The sequence below is a fragment of the Pseudomonas sp. GL_135 genome, from assembly GCF_057834665.1.
The window spans coordinates 4,546,663-4,571,633 of sequence record NZ_CM174408.1; the positions used below are offsets into that span (position 1 = coordinate 4,546,663).

The 24,971-nt window shown below is 62.3% G+C and carries 21 protein-coding genes; 8 read left to right on the plus strand and 13 right to left on the minus strand.

Annotated elements, in window-relative coordinates:
- Positions 1-75 precede the first annotated feature (75 nt).
- The 6 genes from rng to mreB all read right to left on the minus strand — a co-directional run bounded on the left by rng (position 76) and on the right by mreB (position 5,325).
- Positions 76-1,533: a ribonuclease G gene (gene rng / locus AC3ISG_RS20205; protein ID WP_037012596.1), complete on the minus strand. Its 1,458-nt coding sequence runs from the start codon at positions 1,531-1,533 to the stop codon at positions 76-78.
- On the minus strand, positions 1,530-2,141 hold the full coding sequence (locus AC3ISG_RS20210) for a Maf family protein (RefSeq protein WP_489297803.1): 612 nt from the start codon (positions 2,139-2,141) through the stop codon (positions 1,530-1,532). The genes rng and AC3ISG_RS20210 overlap by 4 nt, the downstream gene beginning before the upstream one ends.
- 284 nt (positions 2,142-2,425) lie before the next feature.
- A complete protein-coding gene (mreD, locus tag AC3ISG_RS20215) occupies positions 2,426-2,917 on the minus strand; it encodes a rod shape-determining protein MreD (RefSeq protein ID WP_065990112.1) in 492 nt (163 codons plus the stop codon).
- Positions 2,917-4,065, minus strand: coding sequence for a rod shape-determining protein MreC (gene mreC, locus AC3ISG_RS20220; RefSeq protein ID WP_487215600.1), 1,149 nt, complete (start codon positions 4,063-4,065; stop codon positions 2,917-2,919). The genes mreD and mreC overlap by 1 nt, the downstream gene beginning before the upstream one ends.
- 68 nt (positions 4,066-4,133) lie before the next feature.
- Complete coding sequence (locus AC3ISG_RS20225) at positions 4,134-4,271, minus strand: hypothetical protein (protein WP_192170698.1); 138 nt, start codon at positions 4,269-4,271, stop codon at positions 4,134-4,136.
- 16 nt (positions 4,272-4,287) lie between these two features.
- Positions 4,288-5,325 (minus strand): rod shape-determining protein MreB, encoded by a 1,038-nt coding sequence (gene mreB, locus AC3ISG_RS20230; protein WP_020292894.1) that lies wholly within the window; start codon positions 5,323-5,325, stop codon positions 4,288-4,290.
- Between the two features lie 207 nt (positions 5,326-5,532).
- Here mreB and gatC point away from each other — a divergent pair, with 207 nt between their 5' ends.
- The 5 genes from gatC (at position 5,533) to AC3ISG_RS20255 (ending at position 10,396) form a co-directional block, all read left to right on the plus strand.
- Positions 5,533-5,820 (plus strand): Asp-tRNA(Asn)/Glu-tRNA(Gln) amidotransferase subunit GatC, encoded by a 288-nt coding sequence (gene gatC / locus AC3ISG_RS20235; protein ID WP_122534975.1) that lies wholly within the window; start codon positions 5,533-5,535, stop codon positions 5,818-5,820.
- 15 nt (positions 5,821-5,835) lie between these two features.
- Positions 5,836-7,287: an Asp-tRNA(Asn)/Glu-tRNA(Gln) amidotransferase subunit GatA gene (gene gatA / locus AC3ISG_RS20240; protein ID WP_489297804.1), complete on the plus strand. Its 1,452-nt coding sequence runs from the start codon at positions 5,836-5,838 to the stop codon at positions 7,285-7,287.
- A gap of 11 nt (positions 7,288-7,298) precedes the next feature.
- Positions 7,299-8,744, plus strand: a complete 1,446-nt coding sequence (gatB, locus tag AC3ISG_RS20245; protein ID WP_122623281.1) for an Asp-tRNA(Asn)/Glu-tRNA(Gln) amidotransferase subunit GatB — start codon at positions 7,299-7,301, stop codon at positions 8,742-8,744.
- Between the two features lie 179 nt (positions 8,745-8,923).
- On the plus strand, positions 8,924-9,298 hold the full coding sequence (locus tag AC3ISG_RS20250) for a septal ring lytic transglycosylase RlpA family protein (protein WP_272632464.1): 375 nt from the start codon (positions 8,924-8,926) through the stop codon (positions 9,296-9,298).
- A 75-nt stretch (positions 9,299-9,373) separates the two neighbouring features.
- Entirely contained in the window at positions 9,374-10,396 is a 1,023-nt protein-coding gene (locus tag AC3ISG_RS20255; protein ID WP_489299561.1) for a calcium/sodium antiporter, read from the plus strand.
- A 22-nt stretch (positions 10,397-10,418) separates the two neighbouring features.
- Here AC3ISG_RS20255 and AC3ISG_RS20260 read toward each other — a convergent pair whose 3' ends face one another.
- From AC3ISG_RS20260 to ptsP, 5 genes are all read right to left on the minus strand, one after another.
- Complete coding sequence (locus AC3ISG_RS20260) at positions 10,419-11,360, minus strand: AEC family transporter (RefSeq protein ID WP_122623279.1); 942 nt, start codon at positions 11,358-11,360, stop codon at positions 10,419-10,421.
- A gap of 101 nt (positions 11,361-11,461) precedes the next feature.
- On the minus strand, positions 11,462-13,024 hold the full coding sequence (locus AC3ISG_RS20265; RefSeq protein ID WP_489297805.1) for an alkaline phosphatase D family protein: 1,563 nt from the start codon (positions 13,022-13,024) through the stop codon (positions 11,462-11,464).
- Positions 13,025-13,372: 348 nt separating this feature from the next.
- Positions 13,373-15,103 (minus strand): PTS fructose-like transporter subunit IIB, encoded by a 1,731-nt coding sequence (locus tag AC3ISG_RS20270; protein ID WP_489297806.1) that lies wholly within the window; start codon positions 15,101-15,103, stop codon positions 13,373-13,375.
- 16 nt (positions 15,104-15,119) lie between these two features.
- Positions 15,120-16,058 (minus strand): 1-phosphofructokinase, encoded by a 939-nt coding sequence (gene pfkB / locus AC3ISG_RS20275; RefSeq protein ID WP_489297807.1) that lies wholly within the window; start codon positions 16,056-16,058, stop codon positions 15,120-15,122.
- Positions 16,058-18,919, minus strand: a complete 2,862-nt coding sequence (gene ptsP / locus AC3ISG_RS20280; protein ID WP_489297808.1) for a phosphoenolpyruvate--protein phosphotransferase — start codon at positions 18,917-18,919, stop codon at positions 16,058-16,060. The genes pfkB and ptsP overlap by 1 nt, the downstream gene beginning before the upstream one ends.
- A 383-nt stretch (positions 18,920-19,302) precedes the next feature.
- Between ptsP and cra the strand changes: the two genes are divergently transcribed.
- The 3 genes from cra to AC3ISG_RS20295 all read left to right on the plus strand — a co-directional run bounded on the left by cra (position 19,303) and on the right by AC3ISG_RS20295 (position 21,608).
- Positions 19,303-20,298, plus strand: coding sequence for a catabolite repressor/activator (gene cra / locus AC3ISG_RS20285; RefSeq protein ID WP_489297809.1), 996 nt, complete (start codon positions 19,303-19,305; stop codon positions 20,296-20,298).
- Positions 20,299-20,303: 5 nt separating this feature from the next.
- Entirely contained in the window at positions 20,304-21,083 is a 780-nt protein-coding gene (locus AC3ISG_RS20290) for a TatD family hydrolase (protein ID WP_489297810.1), read from the plus strand.
- Between the two features lie 90 nt (positions 21,084-21,173).
- Complete coding sequence (locus AC3ISG_RS20295) at positions 21,174-21,608, plus strand: low affinity iron permease family protein (protein WP_489297811.1); 435 nt, start codon at positions 21,174-21,176, stop codon at positions 21,606-21,608.
- A 286-nt stretch (positions 21,609-21,894) separates the two neighbouring features.
- Here the strand turns inward: AC3ISG_RS20295 and garD are convergent, their stop codons facing one another.
- Positions 21,895-23,448 (minus strand): galactarate dehydratase, encoded by a 1,554-nt coding sequence (gene garD, locus AC3ISG_RS20300; protein WP_122534962.1) that lies wholly within the window; start codon positions 23,446-23,448, stop codon positions 21,895-21,897.
- 12 nt (positions 23,449-23,460) lie between these two features.
- Positions 23,461-24,831: an MFS transporter gene (locus tag AC3ISG_RS20305; RefSeq protein WP_122534961.1), complete on the minus strand. Its 1,371-nt coding sequence runs from the start codon at positions 24,829-24,831 to the stop codon at positions 23,461-23,463.
- Positions 24,832-24,971 lie beyond the last annotated feature (140 nt).

The window sequence follows — 24,971 nt, forward strand, 5'->3', positions numbered from 1 at the left end:
TTCCGTCTGCCTCAAGGGCACTGTTTTCTGTCTTCAACGGCACCGCCACTCGGCAGCGCGGCGCATCACGCACTCTCAGAGCAGCACGACGTCATATTGTTCCTGGGAGTACATGGTCTCGACCTGGAAACGAATGGTCCTGCCGATGAACACCTCCAGCTCGGCCACGTTGCCGGATTCTTCGTCGAGCAGCCGGTCGACCACTTTCTGATTGGCCAGCACGCGATAACCCACCGCTTGATAAGCGCGGGCTTCGCGCAGAATCTCACGGAATATCTCGTAGCAGATGGTCTCCGGTGTCTTCAGCTTGCCACGGCCCTGGCAACTGCTGCATGGCTCGCAGAGCACTTGCTCCAGACTTTCCCGGGTGCGCTTGCGCGTCATCTGCACCAGACCCAGTTCGGTGATGCCGATGATGTTGGTTTTGGCGTGATCGCGCTCGAGTTGTTTTTCGAGAGTTCGCAGCACCTGACGCTGGTGCTCGGCGTCTTCCATGTCGATGAAATCGATGATGATGATGCCGCCGATGTTGCGCAGCCGCAGCTGCCGGGCAATGGCCGTCGCTGCTTCAAGATTGGTCTTGAAGATGGTCTCTTCGAGGTTGCGATGGCCGACGAACGCGCCGGTGTTGACGTCGATGGTGGTCATGGCCTCGGCAGGATCGATCACCAGGTAGCCGCCGGACTTGAGGGGCACCTTACGGTCCAGCGCTCGCTGAATTTCGTCCTCGACGCCATACAGGTCGAAGATCGGCCGTTCGCCGGGGTAATGCTCAAGGCGGTCGGCGATTTCCGGCATCAGCTCGGCGACGAACTGGGTGGTCTTCTGGAAGGTTTCCCGTGAATCGATGCGAATCTTTTCGGTGCGCGGGCTGACCAGATCGCGCAACGTGCGCAACGCCAGCCCCAAGTCTTCGTAGATCACGCTGGCCGGGCTGATGGTTTTGATCTGCTCACCAATCTGGTCCCACAGCCTGCGCAGGTAGCGGATGTCCATCATGATCTCGTCCGCGCCCGCGCCTTCGGCCGCCGTGCGCAGGATGAACCCGCCCTTCTCCTTGATCCCTTCCTTGGCGACGCAATCGCTGACCACTTGTTTCAGGCGTTCGCGCTCGGCTTCGTCTTCGATTTTCAGAGAAATGCCGACATGGGCCGTGCGCGGCATGTAGACGAGATAGCGGGACGGGATCGACAGTTGAGTCGTCAACCGCGCGCCTTTGCTGCCGATCGGGTCTTTGGTGACCTGCACGACAAGACTCTGTCCGTCGTGGACCAGCGAGCTAATGGTCTCCACGGCCGGGCCTTCGCGCATGGAGATTTCCGATGCATGAATAAACGCCGCGCGGTCCAGGCCGATGTCGATGAATGCCGCCTGCATGCCAGGCAGCACGCGCACGACCTTGCCCTTGTAGATATTGCCCACGATCCCGCGACGTTGAGTGCGTTCGACGTGCACCTCTTGCAACACCCCGTTCTCAACGACGGCCACGCGCGATTCCATCGGCGTGATGTTGATCAGAATCTCTTCACTCATGACTTGTCACCTTCCGGGCGTTGCCAACAGGGTATGCCGAAACGCTGGAGGATTTCTGCGGTTTCGCACAAGGGCAGGCCAACCACGGCGGAATAACTGCCACTGAGGTTTTCCACGAACACCGCGCCAAGCCCTTGAATGCCATAGCCGCCAGCCTTGTCGCAGGGCTCGCCGCTGGACCAGTAGCGGCGGGCCTCATCTTCCGGGATCTCGCGGAAACGGACACGGCTGGTGACAGTTCGCGTTTCGCAGCGCTCTTCGTGGACCACGGCGACGGCGGTCAGGACTTCGTGTTCCCGGTTCGACAGTGCGGCGAGCATTGCCAGCGACTCGGCTTCATCCGCCGGTTTGCCGAGGATGCGGCCATCAAGGACCACGGCGGTGTCGGCACCGAGGACGCAGGCGGTCGGGTACGCAGGATCGTTGGCGAGCTGTAGCAGCCCGGCGTCCGCCTTGCCACGAGCCAGTCGCAGGACGTAAGCGGCTGGGGTTTCGTCAGCCAGAGGGGTTTCGTCGATATCGGCGCTCAGGGTCGTGAACGGCACGCCAATCTGAATCAGCAATTCGCGACGGCGCGGGGAGCCGGAGGCAAGAAGAAGTTGGGGCATGGGACGTCTCCGTGTCGTTGATCACAAGCGTAGCCTTGGTGCATGCCGCTAACGTGATGGTGGTCACACCGGCCTCTTCCCGGCTAAAGCCGGTCCCACTAAAAACAGATCGCGCACTCAGACCCGGTCCCACTGAAGCATCGCGTTCATCCTGTGGGACCGGCTTTAGCCGGGAAAGCGTCGGGTGTCACGCTGCAAAATTGATGGCGCCCATACCGGCCTCTTCCCGGCTGAAGCCGGTCCTACTGAGACAGACCGCAGCCGGTCCTACTGAATGGTATTGCTCAGTTGATCTTCAAGCGCAGGCGCAATCCGCGCAGGCCGTAGCTGACCCATGGCCAGAGCAATGCGCTGACCAACGCCGGCAAGACCAGCGCCAGGGTCGGCTGACGGTTGCCGGTCAGGGCGCTGAGCCACAGCTGCACCAGCTGCGCGAGGCCGAAAATCACCAGGATCACCAGGCACTGCTGCCACATGGGGAACATGCGCAAACGTTGCTGCAACGAGAGCACCAGAAAGGTAATCAGCGTAAGGATCAACGCGTTCTGCCCCAGCAACGTGCCGTACAGCACATCCTCGGCCAGCCCCAGCATCCACGCCGTGACCATGCCGATCTTGTGCGGCAACGCCAATGCCCAAAAGGCCAGCAGCAGCGCCAGCCACAAAGGGCGAAAAATTTCCATGAACTGCGGCAGCGGCGAAACGCTGAGCAGCAGGCCGATGGCGAAGGTCAGCCAGACCACCCAGCCGTTTCGTGCGGGAGCATGACGCGCCATTATTCTTCCCTCTCGCGTGGAGCGGCCGGGGTCGCAGCAGGGGTCGCCGGTCGGGTGGCGGCAGGTTTCGCCGCAGGTTTGGCGGGCGGCTTGCTGGTCGCGGGCTTGGCAGGCGTGGTTGCCGCCGGTGCGGTGGTCGCCGGAGCCGCTGCGCCATTGGCGTTGGCGCTGGCGGGCGTCGATGAAGCACTGTGCCCGGCAGGCTTCGGCACGGTGGCCGGAACGACCGCTTTGTTCGGCGTGGCGGCTGGGGCAGCACCGGGCACGGTGGCCGATGGCACCGCTGACGGATCAGCCGTCTGACGATCAAGGGATTCCTGCTGCTGCGCGGCGTCGGCAGCGCGTTCTTCTGGAGAACGGCCGTCCGAGAACACCAACAGCAGATAGCGGCTGCGATTCAGCGCAGCCGTCGGCACCGCTCGCACGATGGCGAAGGGCTGGCCGGAGTCGTGAATCACTTCCTTGACCGTCGCCACCGGATAGCCTGCCGGGAAGCGCTGCCCCAGACCGGAGCTCACCAGCAGGTCGCCTTCCTTGATGTCGGCGGTGTCCGCCACATGCCGCAGCTCAAGGCGTTCCGGGTTGCCGGTGCCGCTGGCAATCGCGCGCAGGCCGTTACGGTTCACCTGCACCGGAATGCTGTGGGTGGTGTCGGTCAGCAGCAGCACGCGAGACGTGTACGGCATCAATTCGACCACCTGCCCCATCAGGCCGCGTGCATCGAGCACCGGTTGACCGAGGACCACGCCGTCGCGCTCACCCTTGTTGATGATGATCCGGTGGGTGAACGGGTTCGGGTCCATGCCGATCAGCTCGGCGACTTCGACTTTCTCGTTGACCAGTGCCGACGAATTCAGCAACTCGCGCAGACGCACGTTCTGCTCGGTCAGGGCAGCCAGCTTTTGCAGGCGGCCTTGGAGCAGCAGGTTCTCGGTCTTGAGTTTTTCGTTTTCGGCGGCGAGTTCGGTGCGGCTGCCAAACTGGCTGGCGACGCCCTGATACAGGCGCTCGGGGAGATCGGCAATCCAGTAGGACTGCATCAGCACCAGCGACATCTGGCTGCGGACAGGCTTGAGCAGGGTGAAACGCGCGTCCACGACCATGATGGCCACAGACAGCACGACCAGCACCAGTAGACGGACGCCCAGGGACGGGCCCTTGGAGAAAAGCGGTTTAATGGGCCGCTCCTTCCAGAGATGCGTGAGTGTGACTGTGCTTATTCATGCGACATGAAACCGGCCTGATGCGGGTTGATGGAAATGCAGGGCGTCAGACTTGCAACATCGCTGCGCGACGTCAACAGGTCAGACACGAACAGGCAGCACGGTGAGGTGCTGCCCGTTAAGCGCAACATGCTGCGTTCCGGCGACTTATTCGCTGGAGAGCAGGTCCATGGTGTGCTTGTCCATCATTTCCAGCGCACGACCACCGCCGCGAGCGACGCAGGTCAGCGGGTCTTCAGCCACGATCACCGGCAGACCGGTTTCCTGGGCCAGCAGCTTGTCGAGATCACGCAGCAACGCGCCACCACCGGTCAGCACCAGACCGCGCTCGGCGATGTCCGAGGCCAACTCTGGCGGAGACTGCTCCAGCGCGCTCTTCACGGCCTGAACGATGGTTGCGAGAGATTCCTGCAACGCTTCCAGCACTTCATTGGAGTTCAGGGTGAAGGCACGTGGCACGCCTTCGGCCAGATTGCGACCCCGCACATCGACTTCACGCACTTCGCCGCCCGGATAGGCCGTGCCGATTTCCTGCTTGATGCGCTCGGCAGTGGATTCGCCGATCAGGCTGCCGTAGTTGCGACGCACGTAAGTGATGATCGCTTCGTCGAAACGGTCGCCACCGACACGGACGGATTCGGCATACACGACGCCGTTCAGGGAGATCAGCGCGATTTCAGTGGTACCGCCACCGATGTCGACGACCATCGAACCGCGGGCCTCTTCGACCGGCAGGCCGGCACCGATGGCCGCAGCCATTGGCTCTTCGATCAGGAACACTTCACGTGCACCGGCGCCCAGAGCGGATTCGCGGATGGCGCGACGCTCGACCTGGGTCGATTTGCAGGGAACGCAGATCAGCACACGAGGGCTTGGCTGCAGGAAGCTGTTCTCGTGAACCTTGTTGATGAAGTACTGAAGCATTTTTTCGCAGACGCTGAAATCGGCGATGACGCCGTCTTTCATCGGGCGAATGGCGGCGATGTTGCCCGGGGTACGGCCCAGCATCCGCTTGGCTTCCATCCCGACCGCAACAACGCTCTTCTGATTTCCGTGGGTCCGAATGGCCACAACTGATGGCTCATTCAGCACAATGCCGCGCTCACGCACGTAAATAAGGGTGTTGGCAGTGCCCAGGTCGATGGAAAGATCGCTGGAAAACATGCCACGCAGTTTCTTGAACATGGGGAAAGGACCCTAGGCAACGCGTGGGTAAAAAAGTGCGGCAAACTCTAACAACGACAGGGATTTTGGGCAAGGAGCCAATATGTTAAATTGGCGGTTTTTCCGAGCACTACCCTGGTAGATCGCGGCCTTATGACCGTTTAAAGGGCGTAGTGTTCCGCAATCTGACGTACGGCTCGCGCCGTGCGCATTCCACTGGAGAACCCCATGGCGCTAGATCGCTCCGACGTGGAAAAAATCGCTCATCTGGCCCGACTGGGCCTTAATGACGCCGATATCCCGCGTACTACTGAAGCACTGAACAGCATTCTCGGGCTGATTGACCAGATGCAGGCGGTCGATACCACCGGCATCGAGCCCCTCGCGCATCCCCTTGAAGCCTCGCAACGCCTGCGTGTAGACGCCGTTACCGAGGTCAATCATCGCGACGCCTATCAAGCCATCGCACCAGCGGTCCAAGACGGCCTTTATCTGGTTCCGAAAGTCCTCGACTAAGGGAATGTGCCTGCAATGCATCAAATGACTCTGGCAGAGATCGCTCGCGGACTCGCCGATAAAAAGTTTTCTTCCGAAGAATTGACCCGCAATCTGCTGGCGCGCATCGCCCAGCTGGATCCGCAGCTCAATAGCTTCATTACCGTCACCGAAGACCTGGCGATTACCCAGGCTCAGGCCGCCGACGCCCGTCGTGCGGCAGGCGAAACCGGCGCGCTGCTGGGCGCTCCCCTGGCGCACAAGGACCTCTTCTGCACCAAGGGCATTCGCACCAGTTGCGCGTCGAAGATGCTCGACAACTTCAAGGCGCCCTATGACGCCACTGTGGTTGCCAGGCTCGCCGCCGCCGGCACCGTGACCCTGGGCAAGACCAACATGGACGAATTCGCCATGGGGTCGGCCAACGAATCCAGCCATTACGGCGCGGTGAAAAACCCGTGGAACCTGCAACACGTCCCGGGCGGTTCGTCCGGCGGTTCCGCTGCGGCCGTTGCCGCGCGTCTGCTGCCTGGCGCCACCGGCACCGACACCGGCGGTTCCATTCGCCAGCCTGCCGCACTGACCAACCTGACCGGCCTGAAGCCGACTTATGGTCGCGTGTCGCGCTGGGGCATGATCGCCTACGCCTCCAGTCTCGATCAGGCTGGCCCGATGGCACGCACCGCTGAAGACTGCGCGCTGTTGCTGCAAGGCATGGCCGGTTTCGACGTCAACGATTCCACCAGCATCGACGAACCCGTGCCGGATTACAGCGCCGGCCTGAATGCCTCGCTGCAAGGCCTGCGTATTGGCGTGCCGAAGGAATACTTCAGCGCAGGTCTGGACCCGCGCATCGCCGATCTGATCATGGCCAGCGTCGAAGAGTTGAAAAAGCTCGGCGCCGTGGTCAAGGAAATCAGCCTGCCGAACCTGCAACACGCAATCCCGGCCTACTACGTGATCGCGCCGGCCGAGGCCTCCTCGAACCTGTCGCGTTTCGACGGCGTGCGCTTCGGCTATCGCTGCGAAGACCCGAAAGACCTCACCGATCTGTACAAGCGCTCCCGTGGCGAAGGCTTCGGCCCTGAAGTGCAGCGTCGGATCATGGTCGGCGCCTACGCGCTGTCGGCCGGTTACTACGACGCTTACTACTTGCAGGCGCAGAAGATCCGCCGCCTGATCAAGAACGACTTCATGAACGCGTTCGCTGAAGTCGACGTGATCCTCGGCCCGACCACGCCGAACCCGGCCTGGAAAATCGGCGCCAAGAATGCCGACCCGATCGCCGAGTACCTGGAAGACTTCTACACCATCACTGCCAACCTCGCGGGCCTGCCGGGCCTGTCGATGCCTGCCGGTTTCGCCGCCGGCCTGCCGGTCGGCGTGCAACTGCTGGCGCCGTATTTCCAGGAAGGCCGCTTGCTGAACGTTGCCCATCAATATCAGCAAGTAACCGATTGGCACACCCGCTCGCCGGCTGGCTTCTAAGGAGAAAACACATGCAATGGGAAGTCGTCATCGGGCTGGAGATTCACACCCAGCTCACCACCCAATCGAAGATTTTCTCCGGTAGCGCCACCACGTTCGGCTCCGAGCCCAACACTCAGGCCAGCCTCGTCGACCTGGGCATGCCCGGTACGTTGCCGGTGCTGAACCAGGAAGCCGTGCAGATGGCGGTCAAGTTTGGCCTGGCCATCGATGCCGAGATCGGTCAGCACAACGTGTTCGCCCGCAAGAATTACTTCTACCCGGACCTGCCGAAGGGCTATCAGATCAGTCAGATGGAATTGCCGATCGTTGGCAAAGGCCATCTGGACATCACCCTGGAAGACGGCACCATCAAGCGCATCGGCGTGACCCGCGCCCACCTTGAAGAAGACGCCGGCAAGAGCCTGCACGAAGACTACAGCGGCATGACCGGCATCGACCTGAACCGCGCCGGTACGCCGCTGCTGGAGATCGTTTCCGAGCCGGACATGCGTTCGGCCAAAGAAGCCGTCGCCTACGTCAAGGCCATGCACGCGCTGGTTCGCTACCTTGGCATCTGCGACGGCAACATGGCCGAAGGCTCGCTGCGCTGCGACTGCAACGTGTCGATTCGTCCAAAAGGCCAGGTTGAGTACGGGACGCGCTGCGAGATCAAGAACGTCAACTCGTTCCGCTTCATCGAGAAGGCGATCAACAGCGAGATCCAGCGCCAGATCGACCTGATCGAAGACGGCGGCAAGGTCATTCAGCAGACCCGCCTGTACGACCCGAACACTAACGAAACCCGTGCCATGCGCAGCAAAGAGGAAGCCAACGACTACCGTTACTTCCCCGATCCTGACCTGTTGCCAGTGATCATCGAAGACGCATTCCTGGAGCATACCCGCGCCACGTTGCCGGAACTGCCGCCGCAGAAACGCGAACGCTTCCAGTCGCAGTTCGGCCTGTCGCTGTACGACGCCAGCGTCCTGGCGTCCAGCCGCGAGCAGGCAGACTTCTTCGAGAAGGTGGTCAGCATTTCCGGTGACGCGAAGCTCGCGGCCAACTGGGTGATGGTCGAGTTGGGTTCGTTGCTGAACAAGCAAGGCGTCGAGATCGACGAGTCGCCGGTCAGCGCTGAACAGTTGGGCGGCATGCTGCTGCGGATCAAGGACAACACCATTTCCGGCAAGATCGCCAAGATGGTGTTTGAGGGCATGGCCAATGGTGAAGGCAGCGCCGACGAGATCATCGAGCAGCGCGGGCTGAAGCAAGTCACCGACAGCGGCGCCATCGAGTCGATGCTGGACGATGTCCTCGCCGCCAACGCCGAGCAGGTCGAGCAATATCGCGCGTCCGACGAAGCCAAACGCGGCAAGATGTTCGGTTTCTTCGTCGGGCAAGCGATGAAAGCATCGAAAGGCAAGGCCAACCCGGCTCAGGTCAACGAACTGCTGAAGCGCAAGCTGGAAGGCTGAGTGCATAACCGGTGAGAGCGAGCGGCTCGCGAACACGTTAGTACAGTCGCTATGTTTTTAGCGACTGACACGCCGTCTTCGCGAGCAAGCTCGCTCCCACACATCCTCGCACCTACCCTATTGATCCAGTCCACGTTCTGCACGGGAACGATAATCACATTCTGTAGGGACCCTGCCCCATGCAGCGAATCCTCGGCGCTTGCGCCCTGCTCTCTCTGCTGGCCGGCTGCGCCAGTGACGGCCTCATCGACCCCCACGGCTACAACGCCACCGGCGGCGCCTCGTACTACGGCTCGCAACACCACGGTCAGCGCACCGCCAGCGGTGAACGCTTCGACGCCAATTCCCTGACCGCCGCGCACCGGCAACTGCCGTTCGGCACGCGCGTGCAAGTCACCAACCTGGACAACGACCGCAAGGTCATTGTCCGTATCAACGACCGCGGCCCGCACACCCGGGGGCGGCTGATCGATGTGTCACGTGCAGCCGCCGCGCAATTGGGTATGCTGCGCAGCGGAACCGCCCGCGTGCGGGTACAAGCCCTCGACGACTGACTGGTGCCCTGAATTCTCGCCCTAACGAATCTTCCCCTGCCTACGCTCATCGAGCTGGCGTGCGGCCTGCTGTTGATGATCCTCGGCGCGCAACTGTCGGTGCGCGCTGCCGTGGCCCTGGCCGCCCTTCTCAAAACCCGCCCTCTGTTTCTCGGCCTGACCGTCGTCGCGCTGGGCAGCAGCGCCCCGCAACTGGCGGTCGGGCTGCAAGCGGCGTTCACTGACAGCACCGACATTGCGGTGGGCAGCGTCATCGGCAGCAATATCTTCAACGTGCTGGTCACACTGGGGCTCTCTGCCCTGATCATCCCGCTGCGCGTGGCCCGGCAACTGGTGCGCGTCGATTTGCCATTGATGATCGCTGCCACCGCCCTGGTTGCGGCGCTGGCGTGGAATGGCGAGCTGAGCGCGCTGGATGGCGTCGTGCTGTTGCTGGCCATGGCGGCGTATCTGTTCGTCGTGGTGCGCCAGTTCGCCCACGGTGCGCGGCATGTGGCGAGGACGGACCTTGAGCCGCGTCGTCGCGTCGGGCCGCTGCTGGGTCGACTGGCGCTGATGGCCTGCGGCCTGGCCCTGCTGACCTTTGGCAGTCATCTGCTGGTCGGCGCGGCGGTCTCGGTGGCCCTGGATCTGGGCCTGTCGGAGCGGGTGATCGGCCTGACCGTGATCGCCGTTGCGACCTCGCTGCCCGCGCTGATGACCTCGCTCATCGCAGCATTGCGTGGCGAGCGCGATATCGCGGTGGGCAACATCATCGGCAGTAATCTGTTCAACCTGCTGGGTGTGCTCGGCATCACGGCGCTGATTTCCACCGCGCCGTTATCGATCTCGCCCAATGCGCTGGATTTCGATTTGCCGGTGATGCTGGGCGTCGCGGCGCTGTGCGTGCCGCTGTTCTATTCGGGGTACCGGATCGCCCGGCTGGAGGGGCTGCTGCTGCTCGGGCTGTACGCGGTGTATGGGCTGCACATCGTGGCGTTTACCACGGGCATGCCACTGGCCGAGCGACTGGAGCGCCTGATGATTCACTACGCGCTGCCGGTAATCGCCCTGTGCATCGTGGTGGGTACGGTACGAGCGTGGCGGCGTCAGCATTGATGGGCGACAGCCCGAATCAAGACTAAATCCACCCGCCCCACTGCAGAATGAAAATCCCGACGTTGGTCGTGACCGCCGCTGCCAGGGTGGTCATGACAATGATCGACGCCGCCAGCTCGTGATTGCCATTGGCCGCGCGGACCATGACGAAACTGGCCGACGCCGTCGGGGCGCCGAAATACAGAAACAGAATCCCCAGTTCCGCATGACGGAAGCCCAGCAACCACGCGCCCAGCGTGCAGATCAGCGGCAGCCAGACCATCTTCATCAAGCTCGCACTGATCGCCAACGTCCCGCTCTCTCGCAACGACTTCAACGACAGCGTGCCGCCGATGCACATCAGCGCCAGCGGCAGAGTCATCTGCGCCAGATAGCTGCCGGACGTGTCGAGCCATTTGGGGAGCGGGATCTGGAAGTAGGCGAACGGCGCCGCAATGACAATGCTGATGATCAGCGGATTGGCCATGACGCTTTTGGTGATGCTCCACGGGTCGGACTTGATCACCGGGCTGTAAACCGCCAGCACGACGGTGGACAGGGTGTTGTAGAACAGGATGACCAGCGCGGCGAGGATCGCACCCAGGGAAATGCCGTAGTCGCCGTACATGCTCGCGGCCAGGGCGAGGCCAATGACACCGTTGTTACCGCGAAACGCGCCTTGGGTGTACGTGCCTCGTTCGGCGAACGGCACGCGGTAGATGGCCCAGCCCCACGACAACGCAAAACCCGCCAGCGTGGCGACGATGAAGTAGATCAACACGCCTGGCTGAAACGCCGCGTGGAGGTCAGCGTGAATGATCCCCAGAAACAGCAGTGCCGGCATGGTGCAGTTGAACACCAACGAGGAAGCGGTGTGAATGAAGCTGTCGTTGATCCAGCCCACGCGCTTGAGCAATACGCCAAGAAACAACATCGCGAAGACCGGCGCGGTGATGTTCAGGGTTTCCAGAAAGATTGCCAGCATGCACGCCAAACCCTGAGCCGTCGTTAGGTGGCTAATGATAGGCCAGCGGCGCGGGAAGTGTTACCGGCAATTGCGCAGTGGTCGTACAACCCAAGGCTGCGTCAGGCGATGGGCGCGGGTTGCAGCGTCTTCTCAAACACCGAAACCCCGTCCAGATCCCGCAGCGTCACGGTCATCTCCCCGCTCTGGCCATCGATGTTCACCTCACCAAAAAACTGGAACCCGGCAAACGGCGAGGTGTTCTGCGCCGGCGGCGCCTTCTGGAACACCAACTCAGGCCCGAAGGTCTTGTCGAGTGTGTTAGGCCCGAAACTGCCTGCATTGAGTGGCCCCGCGACAAACTCCCAGAACGGGTCGAAATCCTGGAACACCGCTTGATCCGGGTGGTAGTGGTGTGCCGCGCAGTAATGCACATCGGCCGTGAGCCAGACGGTGTCGCGCACCTTCTGCTGGCGCAGGAAACCCAGCAGCTCGGCGACCTCCAGTTCGCGGCCCTTTGGCGCGCCATTTTCACCGTTGGCGATCGCCTCCCAGCGCATCACGCCGGGGCCGATCTCGCCGTCGGGCACGCCGAGGCCGATAGGCATGTCGGCGGCAATGACTTTCCACTGAGCGCCAGACGCTTGAAGTTCGCGCTTGAGCCAGTCCAGTTGCTCGCGGCCCAGGAAGGCGGTGGTCGGCCCGGGCTTATCGGCCAGATTGGCGTCGTTGCCGTCGCGATAACTGCGCATGTCGAGCACGAACACGTCGAGCATCGGGCCGTAAGGGATCTTGCGGTAGACACGCCCGCCGTTGTCGGCATTCTGCAAGCGCATCGGCGCGTATTCGAGAAACGCCTGACGCCCGCGGGATGCCAACAGTTGGATGTCTTTGACCTTGTAGCGGTCGTCCAGCTGCTTGCTCGGCGACCAGTTATTGGTCACTTCGTGGTCATCCCATTGCCAGATCTGCGGGACCTCGGCGTTGAAGCGCCGCAGGTTCTCGTCCATCAAGTTGTAGCGGTAGGCGCCGCGGTATTCGTCAAGGGTTTCCGCGACCTTGCTCTTCTCTTCCGTGGTGATGTTGCGCCAGATGCGCCCGCCTTCGGTGACCACTTCGGCGGGCACCGGGCCGTCGGCGTAGATGGTGTCGCCGCTGTGGATGAAGAAGTCTGGCAAGCGCAGGCGCATGGCCTCATAGATGCGCATGCCGCCGATCTCGGGGTTGATGCCGAAGCCCTGGCCGACGGTGTCACCGCTCCAGACGAAGCGGATGTTGCGGCGATTGACCGGCACGCTGCGCAGGTGACCGAACCAGGGTTCGCTGGCGACGCCGGTTTGCGCGTCTTCGAAAAACACGCGGTAGAAGATGGCTTGATCCGCCGGGAGGCCGGTCAATTCGACGCGGGCGGTGAAGTCCGTGCGCTGGTCGGCGAGCAGCGAGACCGTGCGGCGGGGGTTGCTGAACATGCTGCGGGTGTCCCATTCGACCACCATGCGCGCCGGCCGGTCGCTGCGACTCCAGACCATGGCGCGGTCGCCGAGCACATCGCCGGACTGCACGCCGTCGGTCATCTTCGGGCGATCCTTCACCGAGGCAATGACCGCCGGCGCAAGCCCCGGCAACAACAAGCCAGCACCAGCGGCCTGGATGATACGGCGGCGAGTCAGGTCGAACCGGGACATGTTTATCCTCCTCAAGGGAATCCAATAGGAGGACGCTAGCAGCGGATTGTTTGCGGGAGATGACAGGGCCGTGGGGTGAGGCTGAATGTTGACCCTGGCTGGCACAAAATCCAGTGCCATACTTCGCCCTGTGGGAGCGAGCTTGCTCGCGAAGAGGCCCGAACATCCAACCCATCGCTGCATGCCAGACCGCGCACTTGTAGGACCGGCTTTAGCCGGGAAGGCGTCGGCATTAACACCGCAAATGTGATGGCGCGCCAACCGGCCCCTTCCCGGCTGAAGCCGGTCCCACTAAAAAGCATCGCGTGCATCCCGTGGAACCGGTTATAGCCGGGGAAGCGCCAGCGTTTACGCGCCGGCGGGCACCGCATCCAGCTCGGCGGGTTCAGGTCGTTTCAGCAGCGCGTACAGCACGCCGGTGACGACGCTGCCCGCCACGATCGCCAGCAGGTACAGCAGCGCATGGTTAATCGCATTCGGGATCAGCAGCACGAACAACCCACCGTGGGGCGCCATGAGTTTGCAGCCGAAGAACATCGACAGGGCACCGGTCAGCGCGCCGCCCGCGATGCTCGCCGGAATCACCCGAAGCGGGTCTTTCGCCGCAAACGGAATCGCGCCTTCGGAGATGAAGCACAGCCCCAGCACGAACGCCGCTTTGCCCGCCTCACGCTCACTCTGGGCAAACTTGCGCCGGGCGATCAATGCCGCGATGCCCATGCCGATCGGCGGGACCATGCCAGCCGCCATGGTTGCCGCCATCGGCGCGCCGCTGCTCGAGGCCAGCAAGCCCACCGAAAACGCATAGGACGCCTTATTGATCGGCCCACCCAGATCCACGCACATCATCGCGCCCAGCAGCACGCCGAGCAGCACCGCGTTGGCCGTGCCCATGGTGTCGAGGAAGTGGGTCAGCCCTTCGAGCATGCCGGCGACCGGCTTGCCCACCACGTAAATCATTACCAACCCGGTGAACAGGCTCGCCAGCAGCGGAATGATCAGAATCGGCTTCAGCGCTTCGACACTTGCCGGCAACTTCGCGTAGCGATTCACCGCCCAGGCGCTGTAGCCCGCCAGGAATCCCGCGATGATGCCGCCAATGAAGCCGGCGCCCAAGGTGCTGGCGAGCAGACCGCCGATCATCCCCGGCGCAAGGCCCGGACGGTCGGCGATGGAATAAGCGATGTAACCAGCCAGCAACGGCACCATCAACTGGAACGCCGCGCCCGCGCCGATCTGCTTCAAGGCTGCCGCCAGCGTGCCCGGTTCTTCTGCCGCGTGAATGCCGAACACGAACGACAGCGCGATCAGCAAACCGCCCGCCACCACCATCGGCAGCATGAACGACACGCCGGTGAGCAGGTGTTTGTAGACGCCGGTCTTTTCCTTTTTGGAAGAGGCCTTGGACGATGAAGCCGTGGACTCAACCTCCGCCTCCGCCAGCGCTTTCTTCAACGTCGCTTCAGCTTGCTTGAGCGCAATACCGGTGCCGCAGCGATAGATGCGCTTGCCGGCAAAACGCTCGGTGGCGACTTCGATATCACACGCCAGCAACACCACATCGGCGTCGGCAATGGCCTGGGCGCTGAGCGGATTACGCGCACCGACCGAGCCCTGAGTTTCCACCTGCAGGTCATAGCCGAGCTTTTTCGCCGCCTGCTGAATCGCCTCGGCCGCCATAAAGGTGTGAGCGACGCCGGTCGGGCACGCCGTCACCGCCACCAGACGCGGCTGCGCGCTGGAAGCAGTCAGCGCAGCAGAAGTCGCGGTGTGCTCGGTGGCCAGCGCCGCCGCTGAACGCAGAAAGCCATCGGCGTCCTGCAACGCTTGCGCGGGCGTGGCCTGATACAGGCGTTTGCCGGAGAAGCGCGCCAGGTCCAGCGGGCCGGTGTTGACCACCAGCACCCAGTCGGCCGCTTCGATGTCGCCCGGCGACAGTTGCTTCTCCGGATGACGCGGATCATGGATCTCGACGCTGGTACTCCAACCCTGGCGCTGGGCCGCCGCATCCAGCAGACGGGCACTGAGGACGCTGCTGATTTTGCCGTTCGGACAGGCCGTAACAATGGCTAACTTCATCACACTTCCTCTCTTGTTATGCCGTCAGGACGCGGACGTTGACGCCGCTTTCCAGACGTTTCAATTGCGCCAGGTCATTGATGCCGAAGCCGATCTGAGTCACGGCCATGGCCGCAATGGCCGTGGCAGTGCGCAAGGTTTGCTCGGGTTTGTGCCCGCACAGCAAGCCGTGAACCATCCCGGCCAGCAGCGAATCCCCCGCGCCGACGGTGCTGGCGACGGTGACTTTGGGCGGCAGTGCCTGCAACGCGACGTTGGAACTGAACCAGTGAACGCCTTCCGAGCCCTGTGAAATCACCACATGCTCGATGCCGCGCTGGCGCAGGTCCGCCGCCGCTTGCGCTTGAGCGTCGATGGAAATGATCGGCGCATCGAGGGCGTCGGCCAGCTCTTCGGTGTTGGGCTTGATCATCCACGGCGACGCTTCCAGGCCGGCGCGCAACGCTTCGCCGCTGGTGTCCAGCGCCACTTTCAAACCCATGGCGTTGAGGCGCAGCAACAGCGTTTTCAGCCACTGCGCGCTGACGCCGCGGGGCAGACTGCCAGCCACGACCACCGCATCAAAACCCGCCGCGATCTGTTCAACCCGAGCGGCCAGCGCTTGTTGCGCCTGCGGGCTGACTTCCGGGCCGGGGCCGTTGAGGTCGGTAATGCGCCCGCTGCTTTCCGCCAGCTTGATGTTGCTGCGCGTCTCGCCCGGCACCCGCACGAACTCATCGACGAAGCCGCGCTTGGCAAACAGGGTTTCGAACGGCTGCTGGTTGTCGACGCCGAGGAAGCCCGCGACGGTCAGCTCGTGCCCCAGATCAGCCAACACCTGGGCGACGTTGATGCCCTTGCCCGCCGCGTGGCTGAGCATGGCGTCGCTGCGGTTGACCTGGCCGATCTGCAAGGGGCCCAACTGCACGGTCAAGTCCAGCGCCGGGTTCATGGTCAATGTCAGAATTTTCGCCATTACAGCCCCTCCACGAGGGCACGCACGTCCGCCGCGCTGCCAACGGCCAAGGCCGCCTGCGCAAGTTTCCGGGCTTCGATCAGATTCAATTCACGGACGCAGGCTTTGACTTCGCCGATGCTCCGCGCCGAGACGCTCAATTCATCCACACCCAGACCGACCAACACCGGCACCGCCAGCGGATCGGCGGCCAATTCGCCGCACACGCCTACCCATTTGCCATGGGCATGGGCCGCGCGCACGGTGATGTCGATCAGTTGCAACACCGCCGGGTGCAGACCATCAGCCTGAGCGGACAGGGTCGGGTGACCGCGGTCGATGGCCATCGTGTACTGGGTCAAGTCGTTGGTGCCGACGCTGAAGAAGTCCACTTCCTTCGCCAGCACCGGCGCCAGCAACGCCGCCGACGGCACTTCGATCATGATCCCCAGTTGCAGGTCGGCCACCGGGATCTCCAGACGCAGACGCTCGGTCATGTCCCGGGCCTGACGCCATTCTTCGACGGTACCTACCATCGGGAACATGATGCGCAACGGGCGATTGTCCGCCGCACGCAGCAACGCTCGCAGCTGGCTTTCCATGGTGTCCGGGCGCTGCAAGGTCAGGCGAATGCCGCGCACACCGAGAAACGGGTTTTCCTCCTTATCGATGGGCCAGTACGGCAGCGGTTTGTCGCCGCCGACGTCGAGGGTGCGAACCACCAGCGGGCGACCGTCGAGGTCGTTGAGCACGCGCCGGTATTCCGCTTCCTGTGTTGCTTCATCGGGCGCGGAACTGTGGGCCATGAACAGCAATTCGGTGCGCAGCAGGCCAATCCCTTCGGCGCCCTGCTCCACCGCTGCCGGCGTGCCGGCGCTGTCACCAATGTTGGCGAAGACCTCAACGGCGTGGCCGTCCTGGGTGATCGCTGGCTCCATGCGCAGGGCAGCGGCAGCCTTGAGGCGTTGCTCGCGGGTGTCACGGTCTTGCAAGGCGCGGTGCAGGGTCGCTTCGTCGGGCGCAACGTCGAGACGCCCGCGCTGGCCGTCAATCAACAACTGGGTGCCGGATTTGATCAGCAACACCGCATCGCCCGCACCGACCAGGGCCGGGATGCCCAGCGCCCGGGCAACGATGGCGCTGTGGGCCGTGGCGCCGCCGCGGGCGGTGAGAATGCCGGCGACACGGGCAGGGTCCAGACGCGCGACGTCGGACGGACCGACTTCATCCATCACCAGAATGTACGGTTCTTCCGGCTCAACCAGGTCTTCGACGCCGCAGATCTGCGCCAGCACCCGGCGGCCGACATCCCGCAAGTCAGCGGCGCGCTCGGCCAGCAGCGCATCTTTCAGCTGTTCCTGCTGACGCGCGGCGGCCTCGATAACGTTCATCCACGCGGCAGCGGCGCTTTCGCCTTGTTTCAGGCGCTGCGCCACTTCGTCGACCAGTTCGGGGTCGGCGAGCATTTCCTGGTGGGTGACGAAAATCTCGCGAATGGCCTTCGCCGTGCTGCGTTGAATCAACTGCTCGATGTCGACACGCACCTGCGCCAGCGCGCTGTGCAGACGTTCGTGTTCGACGCTTTGCGATTCGCCCTGTGCCGGGTAATCGAACACCGGCAGAACATGCACGTGGGCCGGGCCGACGGCGATGCCGGGCGCAGCAGGCACGGCCTGAACCTGAGTGCCTGCGGCGGGGGCGCTGAGGGTTTTTTCAACAACCGCCGTGGCTGGCTTGACTTCGGTATGGGTCGGCAACGGCTCGATTTCTTCGCCCAGGCCTTCGAGCACCGCAGCGATCAACGCAGGCAAGGCGTCGGCAGCAATGGTCGGCTCGGCAATGAACTCAAGGGACTGACCGCGCTGGACGCCGAGGCTCAGCAGTTTGCTCAGGCTCTTGGCCGACACAGGATTTTCGGTGCCATCGACGATGCGCACGCGAATGTCGCCGTCAAAGCCCTTGGCCAGTTGCGCGAGGATTTTTGCGGGACGCGCATGCAGGCCGTGGGCATTGGCCAGGGTCACGCGCTCGCTCGGCCAGTCCGGCGGTACTTCGCCGCCCAATGCCTGAAGCACCGCGCGACTGCTGGTCGCCTCACCCAGGACGTGGCCGCGACCTTCGATCAACAACGCGCAAAGGCGTTCGAGCAGTGCCTGGTGGGACTCGCCCAGACTGGCGAGGCAGAACAGGCCGGTCAGCGACTGGCCCAGGTGACGCATGGGTTTGTCCGGCGTCACGAAGGCCAGGCCGGGCTTGTTGACCATCTGCTCGCTGTGCAGCCACCAGAGTCCTTCCCCAAGCGGCAACGGCTCGACCTGCTGCAGCACCGCCGCGAAACCGTTGTTCACGCACTCGGCTTTGCGCAGCAAACGTGCGCCGCGCCAGACGAGCTCTTCGAAATCATCGACCATGACGCCCAGGCTGATCATCTGAGCATCGAGGGCCAGTTCCTGCGGCGCGCCTTGCAGCAGTTTGAGCAGCGACTCGGGATCCTTCGCCTGACGCAGCGCTTCGCCCAGGTCGTTTTCACCCAAGGCACGGGTCAGCAGTTGAAGCAACCGCAAATGCTCGTCGGACTTGGCAGCGATGCCGATGGCCAGATAGACCATTTGCCCGTCGCCCCAGTCCACCCCCTCGGGGAATTGCATCAGGCGCACGCCGGTGGCGAACACCTGGTCGCGGGTCTGCGGCGTGCCGTGGGGAATGGCGATGCCTTGCCCCAGAAAAGTCGAACCCTGTTGCTCGCGCGCCTGCAAGCCTGCAAGGTAGCCGGGAGCCACCAGGCCATCGGCGACAAGCAAGTCAGCCAGCAGTTGCAACGCGGCGGGCTTGTCCACCGCCGACTGGTCCATGGAAATTTGCTCTATGGTCAGCTCGAGCATTGCGTTCTCCTGTGCTGCGCGGGGTCGCGCCAGATTCTTGTTGTAGGACCGGTCGTAAACACCGATGACTTACGGTTTGCTAATAATGAATGCGTAAACTCACATTGATATTTCGACTCAGGGCCCGCCTTAGGCAAAGAACAGGGCAGAAGGCGCCATAAACAGGCCTGCTGAATCGTTTAATCTAGCGTGCCGCGCACGTTACTTGATAATCCATGCGGATTGAAGCTCATCCGGTCGAATCGTGTAGGAAACATCCTTCGCGGCACACACGCTTTCTACCAGACAACGGTCTGCTGTCATGATGGCTGTTAATCGGTGAAAATCCCTGCCACGGTAGTTCAGCTCTCACTTCTGCTTCTCATCACGAAAGGATGCCCGGCTTGAAACTCAGTGATATTGCGCGTCTGGCCGGCGTTTCTGTGACCACGGCCAGCTACGTGATCAACGGAAAGGCCGAACAGCAACGCATCAGCAGTGCGACGGTCGAGCGCGTGCGCGCGGTGGTCGACGCCCACGGCTTCCGACCCAACCCGCAGGCCGCCGGGCTGCGCAGCCGGCATACCCGAACCCTCGGCTTCATCCTGCCCGACCTGGAAAACCCCAGTTACGCGCGCATCGCCAAGCAACTGGAACAGGGCGCCCGCGCGCGCGGTTACCAACTGCTGATCGCCAGTTCTGACGACGATCCCATCAGCGAGTTGCAGTTGTTGCAGCTGTTTCGCGCGCGACGCTGCGATGCGCTGTTCGTCGCCAGTTGCCTGCCGGCCAGCGATGACAGCTACCGGGCGCTGCAGCAGCAAGGGACGCCGGTCATCGCCATCGACCGAGAGATGGATCCTGCGTATTTCTGCTCGGTGGTCAGCGACGACCACGATGCCAGCCAGCAGCTGACCCGCAGCCTGCTGGAGATCAAACCCCGGCACATCGCCCTGATCGGCGCGCAGCCCGAACTGAGCGTCAGTAAGGCGCGAGCCAGCGGCTTCGAAGACGCGTTGGAGGGTTTCGAAGGCTCGGTGATCATCGAACACGGCGACGCGTTCAGCCGTGATTGCGGCCTGCGACTGGCCAGCGACATGTTTGACCGCCTGGGGTATTTCCCCGACGCGCTGATCACCACGTCCTACGTCCTGCTGCAAGGGGTGTTCGATTTGCTGCACCAGCGCCGCCTGAATCCGGACCAACTTCACTTGGGCACGTTCGGCGACACACAACTGCTGGATTTCCTGCCGTTGCCGGTCAACGCCATGGCTCAGCAGCACCATTTGATCGCCGAGAAAGCTCTCGCGCTGGCGTTGTCGGCCATTGAGCAGGATCAGTACGAACCGGGCGTGCATGCCATCGTGCGGACATTCAAACAGCGGATTCACGAGGCGTAAGCAACGTGCGACTGATCGACACCCACACGCACCTGGATTTCGACGATTTCGACGCCGACCGCGACGCCGTCCTCGCCAACAGCCGGCAGTTGGGTGTCGAGCGCATCGTGGTGCTGGGCGTCTATCAGCGCAATCTGCAACGGGTGTGGGATCTGGCAATCAGCGAACCTTCGGTGTACGCCGCGCTGGGCTTGCACCCTGTGTTCCTTGAGGAGCATCAGCCAGAGCATGTACAGGAGATGCGCAACTGGCTGACGCGTCTGGCCGGGCATCCCAAGCTGTGCGCCGTGGGCGAGATCGGTCTGGATTACTACATCGAATCCCTGGACCGCCCGCGGCAACAGACGTTGCTTGACCAGCAGTTGCAGCTGGCCGTCGACTTCAACCTCCCTGCCCTGCTCCACGTGCGCCGCAGCCACGCCGACACCATTGCCGCGCTCAAGCGCTTCAAGCTCAAGCGCTGTGGCATCGTTCACGCCTTCGCCGGCAGCCGCGAAGAAGCCCGGGAATACATCAAGCTGGGTTACAAGCTGGGGCTGGGCGGTGCGGCGACGTGGCCGCAGGCGCTGCGCATGCACCGGGTGATCGCCGATCTGCCGTTGGAAAGCGTCGTGCTGGAAACCGACTCCCCGGACATGGCGCCGGCAATGTTTCCGGGCCTGCGCAACAGCCCCGAGCATCTTCCCGATATCTGCGCGGCCATCGCCAAGCTGATGAATATCCCTGTCGACGCACTGGCCGCCGCGAGCACCGCCAACGCCTGTGAGGTATTCGGCTGGAGCTGATCCTGTCGCCGATTTCATGTTGTAAGAAGAAATTTCAACGACGCGACGCGGTCCCTTGGGTATCTCTAATGCTTAACCAAGGAACCGTTCATGACATTCTCGAAGTTCGCGCAGGCCTTGTCGCAATGGTCTGGCAGCCCACGAACCTTCCTCGTTGCGATTGCGCTGATCTGCGTGTGGGCCGCCACCGGGCCGCTCTTCCATTTCAACGACACCTGGCAACTGATCATCAATACGTCCACGACGATCATTACCTTTCTGATGGTTTTCCTGATCCAGAACACCCAGAACCGCGATACCGATGAGCTGCATATCAAGATCGACGAACTGCTACGGGTGACCAAAGACGCGCAGAACGCCGTGCTGAGCCTGGATAACCTCGACCAGAGGGAATTGCACGCGCTGCGCAAGAAGTACAAGGCGATGGGCGAAGGCATCGAATTTGATCACACCGAGGCGTTTCCGGAGCCGGAGCCTGAGCCTGAGGCGGGTGAAGATAAAGCGGAGTTGGTGACTAGTCGCTGATTCTTCAGCGATTGAAGTGACGAATTCGCGAGCAAGCTCGCTCCCACAGGGAAGTGAGTACGGCGCGAAATCTTTTGGCGAGAGGGTTAAATTGTGGGAGTGAGCTTGCTCACGAAGAGGCCGGTACGTCCGAAATCTACAGCGGCAGAAGTGGCGTATTCGCGAGCAAGCTCGCTCCCACAGGGGCTGAGTACGGCACAGAAACCTGTGGCGACACAACCACTCCCGCATCGACCATACACCAGCCGGACTAACAAGCCCGGCGGGTAAAGGGCTGAATTCCGGCTTATGTAATCGGCGCCGGGTTGAACAGGGTGATGTCGTTGTGCAGACGATACTTCTCGGTCCAGGTCGTCTTCTTTCCGCTGGCGACGTCGAGATAGAAGTGGAAAAGCTCCCAACCCAGGTCTTCGATGCTGGCACGGCCGGTTGCGATGCGGCCTGCGTCGACATCGATCAGATCCGGCCAACGCTGCGCCAGTTCGGTCCGGGTCGACACCTTCACCACCGGTGACATCGCCAGACCATACGGCGTGCCGCGCCCTGTAGTGAACACGTGCAGGTTCATCCCGGCCGCCAGTTGCAACGTCCCGCAGACAAAGTCGCTCGCCGGCGTCGCGCAGAAGATCAGGCCTTTGCGCGTCACCCGCTCGCCAGGGCCAAGCACCCCGTTGATGGCGCTGCTGCCGGACTTGACGATCGACCCCAGCGACTTCTCGACGATGTTCGACAGCCCGCCCTTCTTGTTCCCCGGCGTGGTGTTGGCGCTGCGATCCGCTTCGCCCTTGGCCAGGTAACGGTCGTACCAGTCCATTTCGCGAACCAGGCCTTCAGCCACTTCCATGTTTTCGGCACGGGAGGTCAGCAGGTAGATCGCGTCACGCACTTCGGTCACTTCCGAGAACATCACGGTCGCGCCCGCGCGCAGCAGCAGGTCCGACGCATAACCCAGTGCCGGGTTGGCGGTGATGCCGGAAAACGCATCACTGCCGCCGCACTGCATGCCCAGAATCAATTCCGACGCCGGCACGGTTTCGCGACGACGCTGGTCGAGCTTCTTTAAACGCGTCTCGGCCAGTTCCATGATCTGCTCGATCATTTCGTTGAAGCCGTGCTTGGAGTCTTGCAAGCGATACAGCCAGGGCTCGCTCAGGTCGACCGAGGCGTCGCCCGTGTGCATGACCTGATCGGCCTGCAGCTTCTCGCAGCCCAGGCTGATCACCAGCGCTTCACCACCCAGGTTCGGGTTGCGCGCCAGGTTGCGCACCGTGCGAATCGGGATGTATGCGTCTTTGGCAGTGATGGCGACGCCGCAGCCGTAGCTGTGGGTCAGCGCCACCACGTCATCGACGTTCGGGTACTTGGGCAGCAGTTCCTCGCGGATGCGCTTGACGGCGAAATCCAGAACCCCGGTGACGCACTGCACCGTCGTCGTGATGCCCAGGATATTGCGCGTGCCGACGGTGCCGTCGGCGTTGCGGTAGCCCTCGAAGGTAAAGCCTTCCAGCGGCTCACCCCTGACCGGCACGGCGTCTGACATCGGCAGGCTGTCCAGCGCCGGCGCTGATGGCATGCGCAGCTGATCTTCCTTGACCCAACTGCCTTTCGGGATCGGCTGCAGCGCATAGCCGATAGTGTGGCCGTAACGAATGATCGGCTCCCCTTCGGCGATGTCCACGGTGTTCACCTTGTGGCTCTGCGGCACATTGTCGACGGTCACCAGACCGTTATCGAATTCAGTCCCCGCCGGAACGCCTTGGTCATTGACCACGACGACGACGTTATCAAGCGCGTGCAAGCGAATGTAACGCGGCGAGTCGGCATGCTGGATCAAGTTCATCACGGTTTTTCCTCAGAGTTTCGCTTGAGAAAGCTCGGCTTCACTGGCCGGCAAGGCACCCTTCGTTGGGGTGTCCTTGAGTTCTACACGTTTGATTTCACCGACGATGAAGATGTAGCTGATCACCGCCACCAGCGCGTTGGCGCCGACGAACACCAGGGCCCATTTGAACGAACCGGTGGTGCTGATGATGTAGCCGATGACAATCGGGGTGGTGATGGAAGCGATGTTACCGAACATGTTGAACAGACCGCCGCTCAAACCGGCGATTTGTTTCGGCGATGCGTCGGACATGACCGCCCAGCCCAGTGCGCCCACGCCCTTGCCGAAGAAGGCCAGTGCCATAAAGCCCACAACGACCCATTCGATGTCGACGTAGTTGCACGTCACGATCGAGGTCGACAGCAGCAGACCACCAATGATCGGCGCCTTGCGAGCGAAGGTCAGCGAGTGGCCTTTGCGCAGCAGGTAGTCGGAAATGATCCCGCCCAGTACGCCGCCGATGAATCCGCAAATAGCCGGCAGCGAAGCGATGAAACCGGCCTTGAGGATGGTCATGCCGCGTTCTTGAACCAGGTACACCGGGAACCAGGTCAGGAAGAAGTAGGTGATGCCGTTGATGCAGTATTGAGCCAGGTAGATGCCCAGCATCATGCGGTTGGTGAGCAACTGACGCACGTAGTCCCATTTCGGGCCGCTGGCAGAGCCTTTGCCCTTGTCCTGGTCCATGTCGACCATGCCGCCGTTGTTGGCGATGTGATCGAATTCTTCCTTGTTGATTTTCGGATGGTTGCGAGGGCTGTGGATAACTTTCAGCCAGATCAGCGAGAACAGGATGCCGATGCTGCCCATCACGATGAACACGTGCTGCCAGCCGAAGGTGTAAACGATCCAGCCCATGATCGGGGCGAACAGAACGGTGGCGAAGTATTGTGCCGAGTTGAAGATCGCCGAGGCCGTGCCGCGCTCAGACGTCGGGAACCAGGCCGCCACGATACGGGCGTTGCCGGGGAACGACGGTGCTTCGGCGAGGCCGACCATAAAGCGCAGGGCGAACAGCAGGAAGATGGCGGTGGAGAGACCGAATTCGCCGACGTAGCCTTGCAGCACGGTGAACAGCGACCAGGTGAAGATGCTCAGTGCGTAGACTTTCTTGGAGCCGTAGCGGTCCAGAAGCCAGCCGCCGGGGATCTGGCCGGCGACGTAGGCCCAACCAAATGCGGAGAAGATGAAACCGAGGGTGACGGCGTCGATGCCGAGGCTTTTCTGCAGGCTGGAGCCTGCGATGGCGATGGTTGCACGGTCGGCGTAGTTGATCGTGGTCACCAGAAACAGCATGAGCAAGATCAAATAGCGGACGTGCGTCGGCTTGGTTTTCTGCATGTTCGAAACTCCCACTAGTTATTTTTTTTGCGCGGGTAAACGATCTTATGTGTGTGCTGCTCGCCTCTGCCCCTAAAACAGATGCGATGTGAAGCTGTACTGCGAGCTGTCCGTTAGCGAAGCCCCGAGGGCAAAAAACC

Coding starts and splice junctions, on each gene's coding strand:
- AC3ISG_RS20265 (WP_489297805.1), bottom strand. CDS start 13,024: ATGTCCCGGTTCGACCTGACTCGCCGCCGTATCATCCAGGCCGCTGGT.
- AC3ISG_RS20270 (WP_489297806.1), bottom strand. CDS start 15,103: ATGAAGTTAGCCATTGTTACGGCCTGTCCGAACGGCAAAATCAGCAGC.
- AC3ISG_RS20295 (WP_489297811.1), top strand. CDS start 21,174: ATGACATTCTCGAAGTTCGCGCAGGCCTTGTCGCAATGGTCTGGCAGC.
- gatA (WP_489297804.1), top strand. CDS start 5,836: ATGCATCAAATGACTCTGGCAGAGATCGCTCGCGGACTCGCCGATAAA.
- AC3ISG_RS20210 (WP_489297803.1), bottom strand. CDS start 2,141: ATGCCCCAACTTCTTCTTGCCTCCGGCTCCCCGCGCCGTCGCGAATTG.
- mreB (WP_020292894.1), bottom strand. CDS start 5,325: ATGTTCAAGAAACTGCGTGGCATGTTTTCCAGCGATCTTTCCATCGAC.
- AC3ISG_RS20305 (WP_122534961.1), bottom strand. CDS start 24,831: ATGCAGAAAACCAAGCCGACGCACGTCCGCTATTTGATCTTGCTCATG.
- ptsP (WP_489297808.1), bottom strand. CDS start 18,919: ATGCTCGAGCTGACCATAGAGCAAATTTCCATGGACCAGTCGGCGGTG.
- gatB (WP_122623281.1), top strand. CDS start 7,299: ATGCAATGGGAAGTCGTCATCGGGCTGGAGATTCACACCCAGCTCACC.
- garD (WP_122534962.1), bottom strand. CDS start 23,448: ATGAACTTGATCCAGCATGCCGACTCGCCGCGTTACATTCGCTTGCAC.
- pfkB (WP_489297807.1), bottom strand. CDS start 16,058: ATGGCGAAAATTCTGACATTGACCATGAACCCGGCGCTGGACTTGACC.
- AC3ISG_RS20260 (WP_122623279.1), bottom strand. CDS start 11,360: ATGCTGGCAATCTTTCTGGAAACCCTGAACATCACCGCGCCGGTCTTC.
- gatC (WP_122534975.1), top strand. CDS start 5,533: ATGGCGCTAGATCGCTCCGACGTGGAAAAAATCGCTCATCTGGCCCGA.
- mreD (WP_065990112.1), bottom strand. CDS start 2,917: ATGGCGCGTCATGCTCCCGCACGAAACGGCTGGGTGGTCTGGCTGACC.
- AC3ISG_RS20250 (WP_272632464.1), top strand. CDS start 8,924: ATGCAGCGAATCCTCGGCGCTTGCGCCCTGCTCTCTCTGCTGGCCGGC.
- rng (WP_037012596.1), bottom strand. CDS start 1,533: ATGAGTGAAGAGATTCTGATCAACATCACGCCGATGGAATCGCGCGTG.
- AC3ISG_RS20255 (WP_489299561.1), top strand. CDS start 9,374: ATGATCCTCGGCGCGCAACTGTCGGTGCGCGCTGCCGTGGCCCTGGCC.
- AC3ISG_RS20225 (WP_192170698.1), bottom strand. CDS start 4,271: ATGTTGCGCTTAACGGGCAGCACCTCACCGTGCTGCCTGTTCGTGTCT.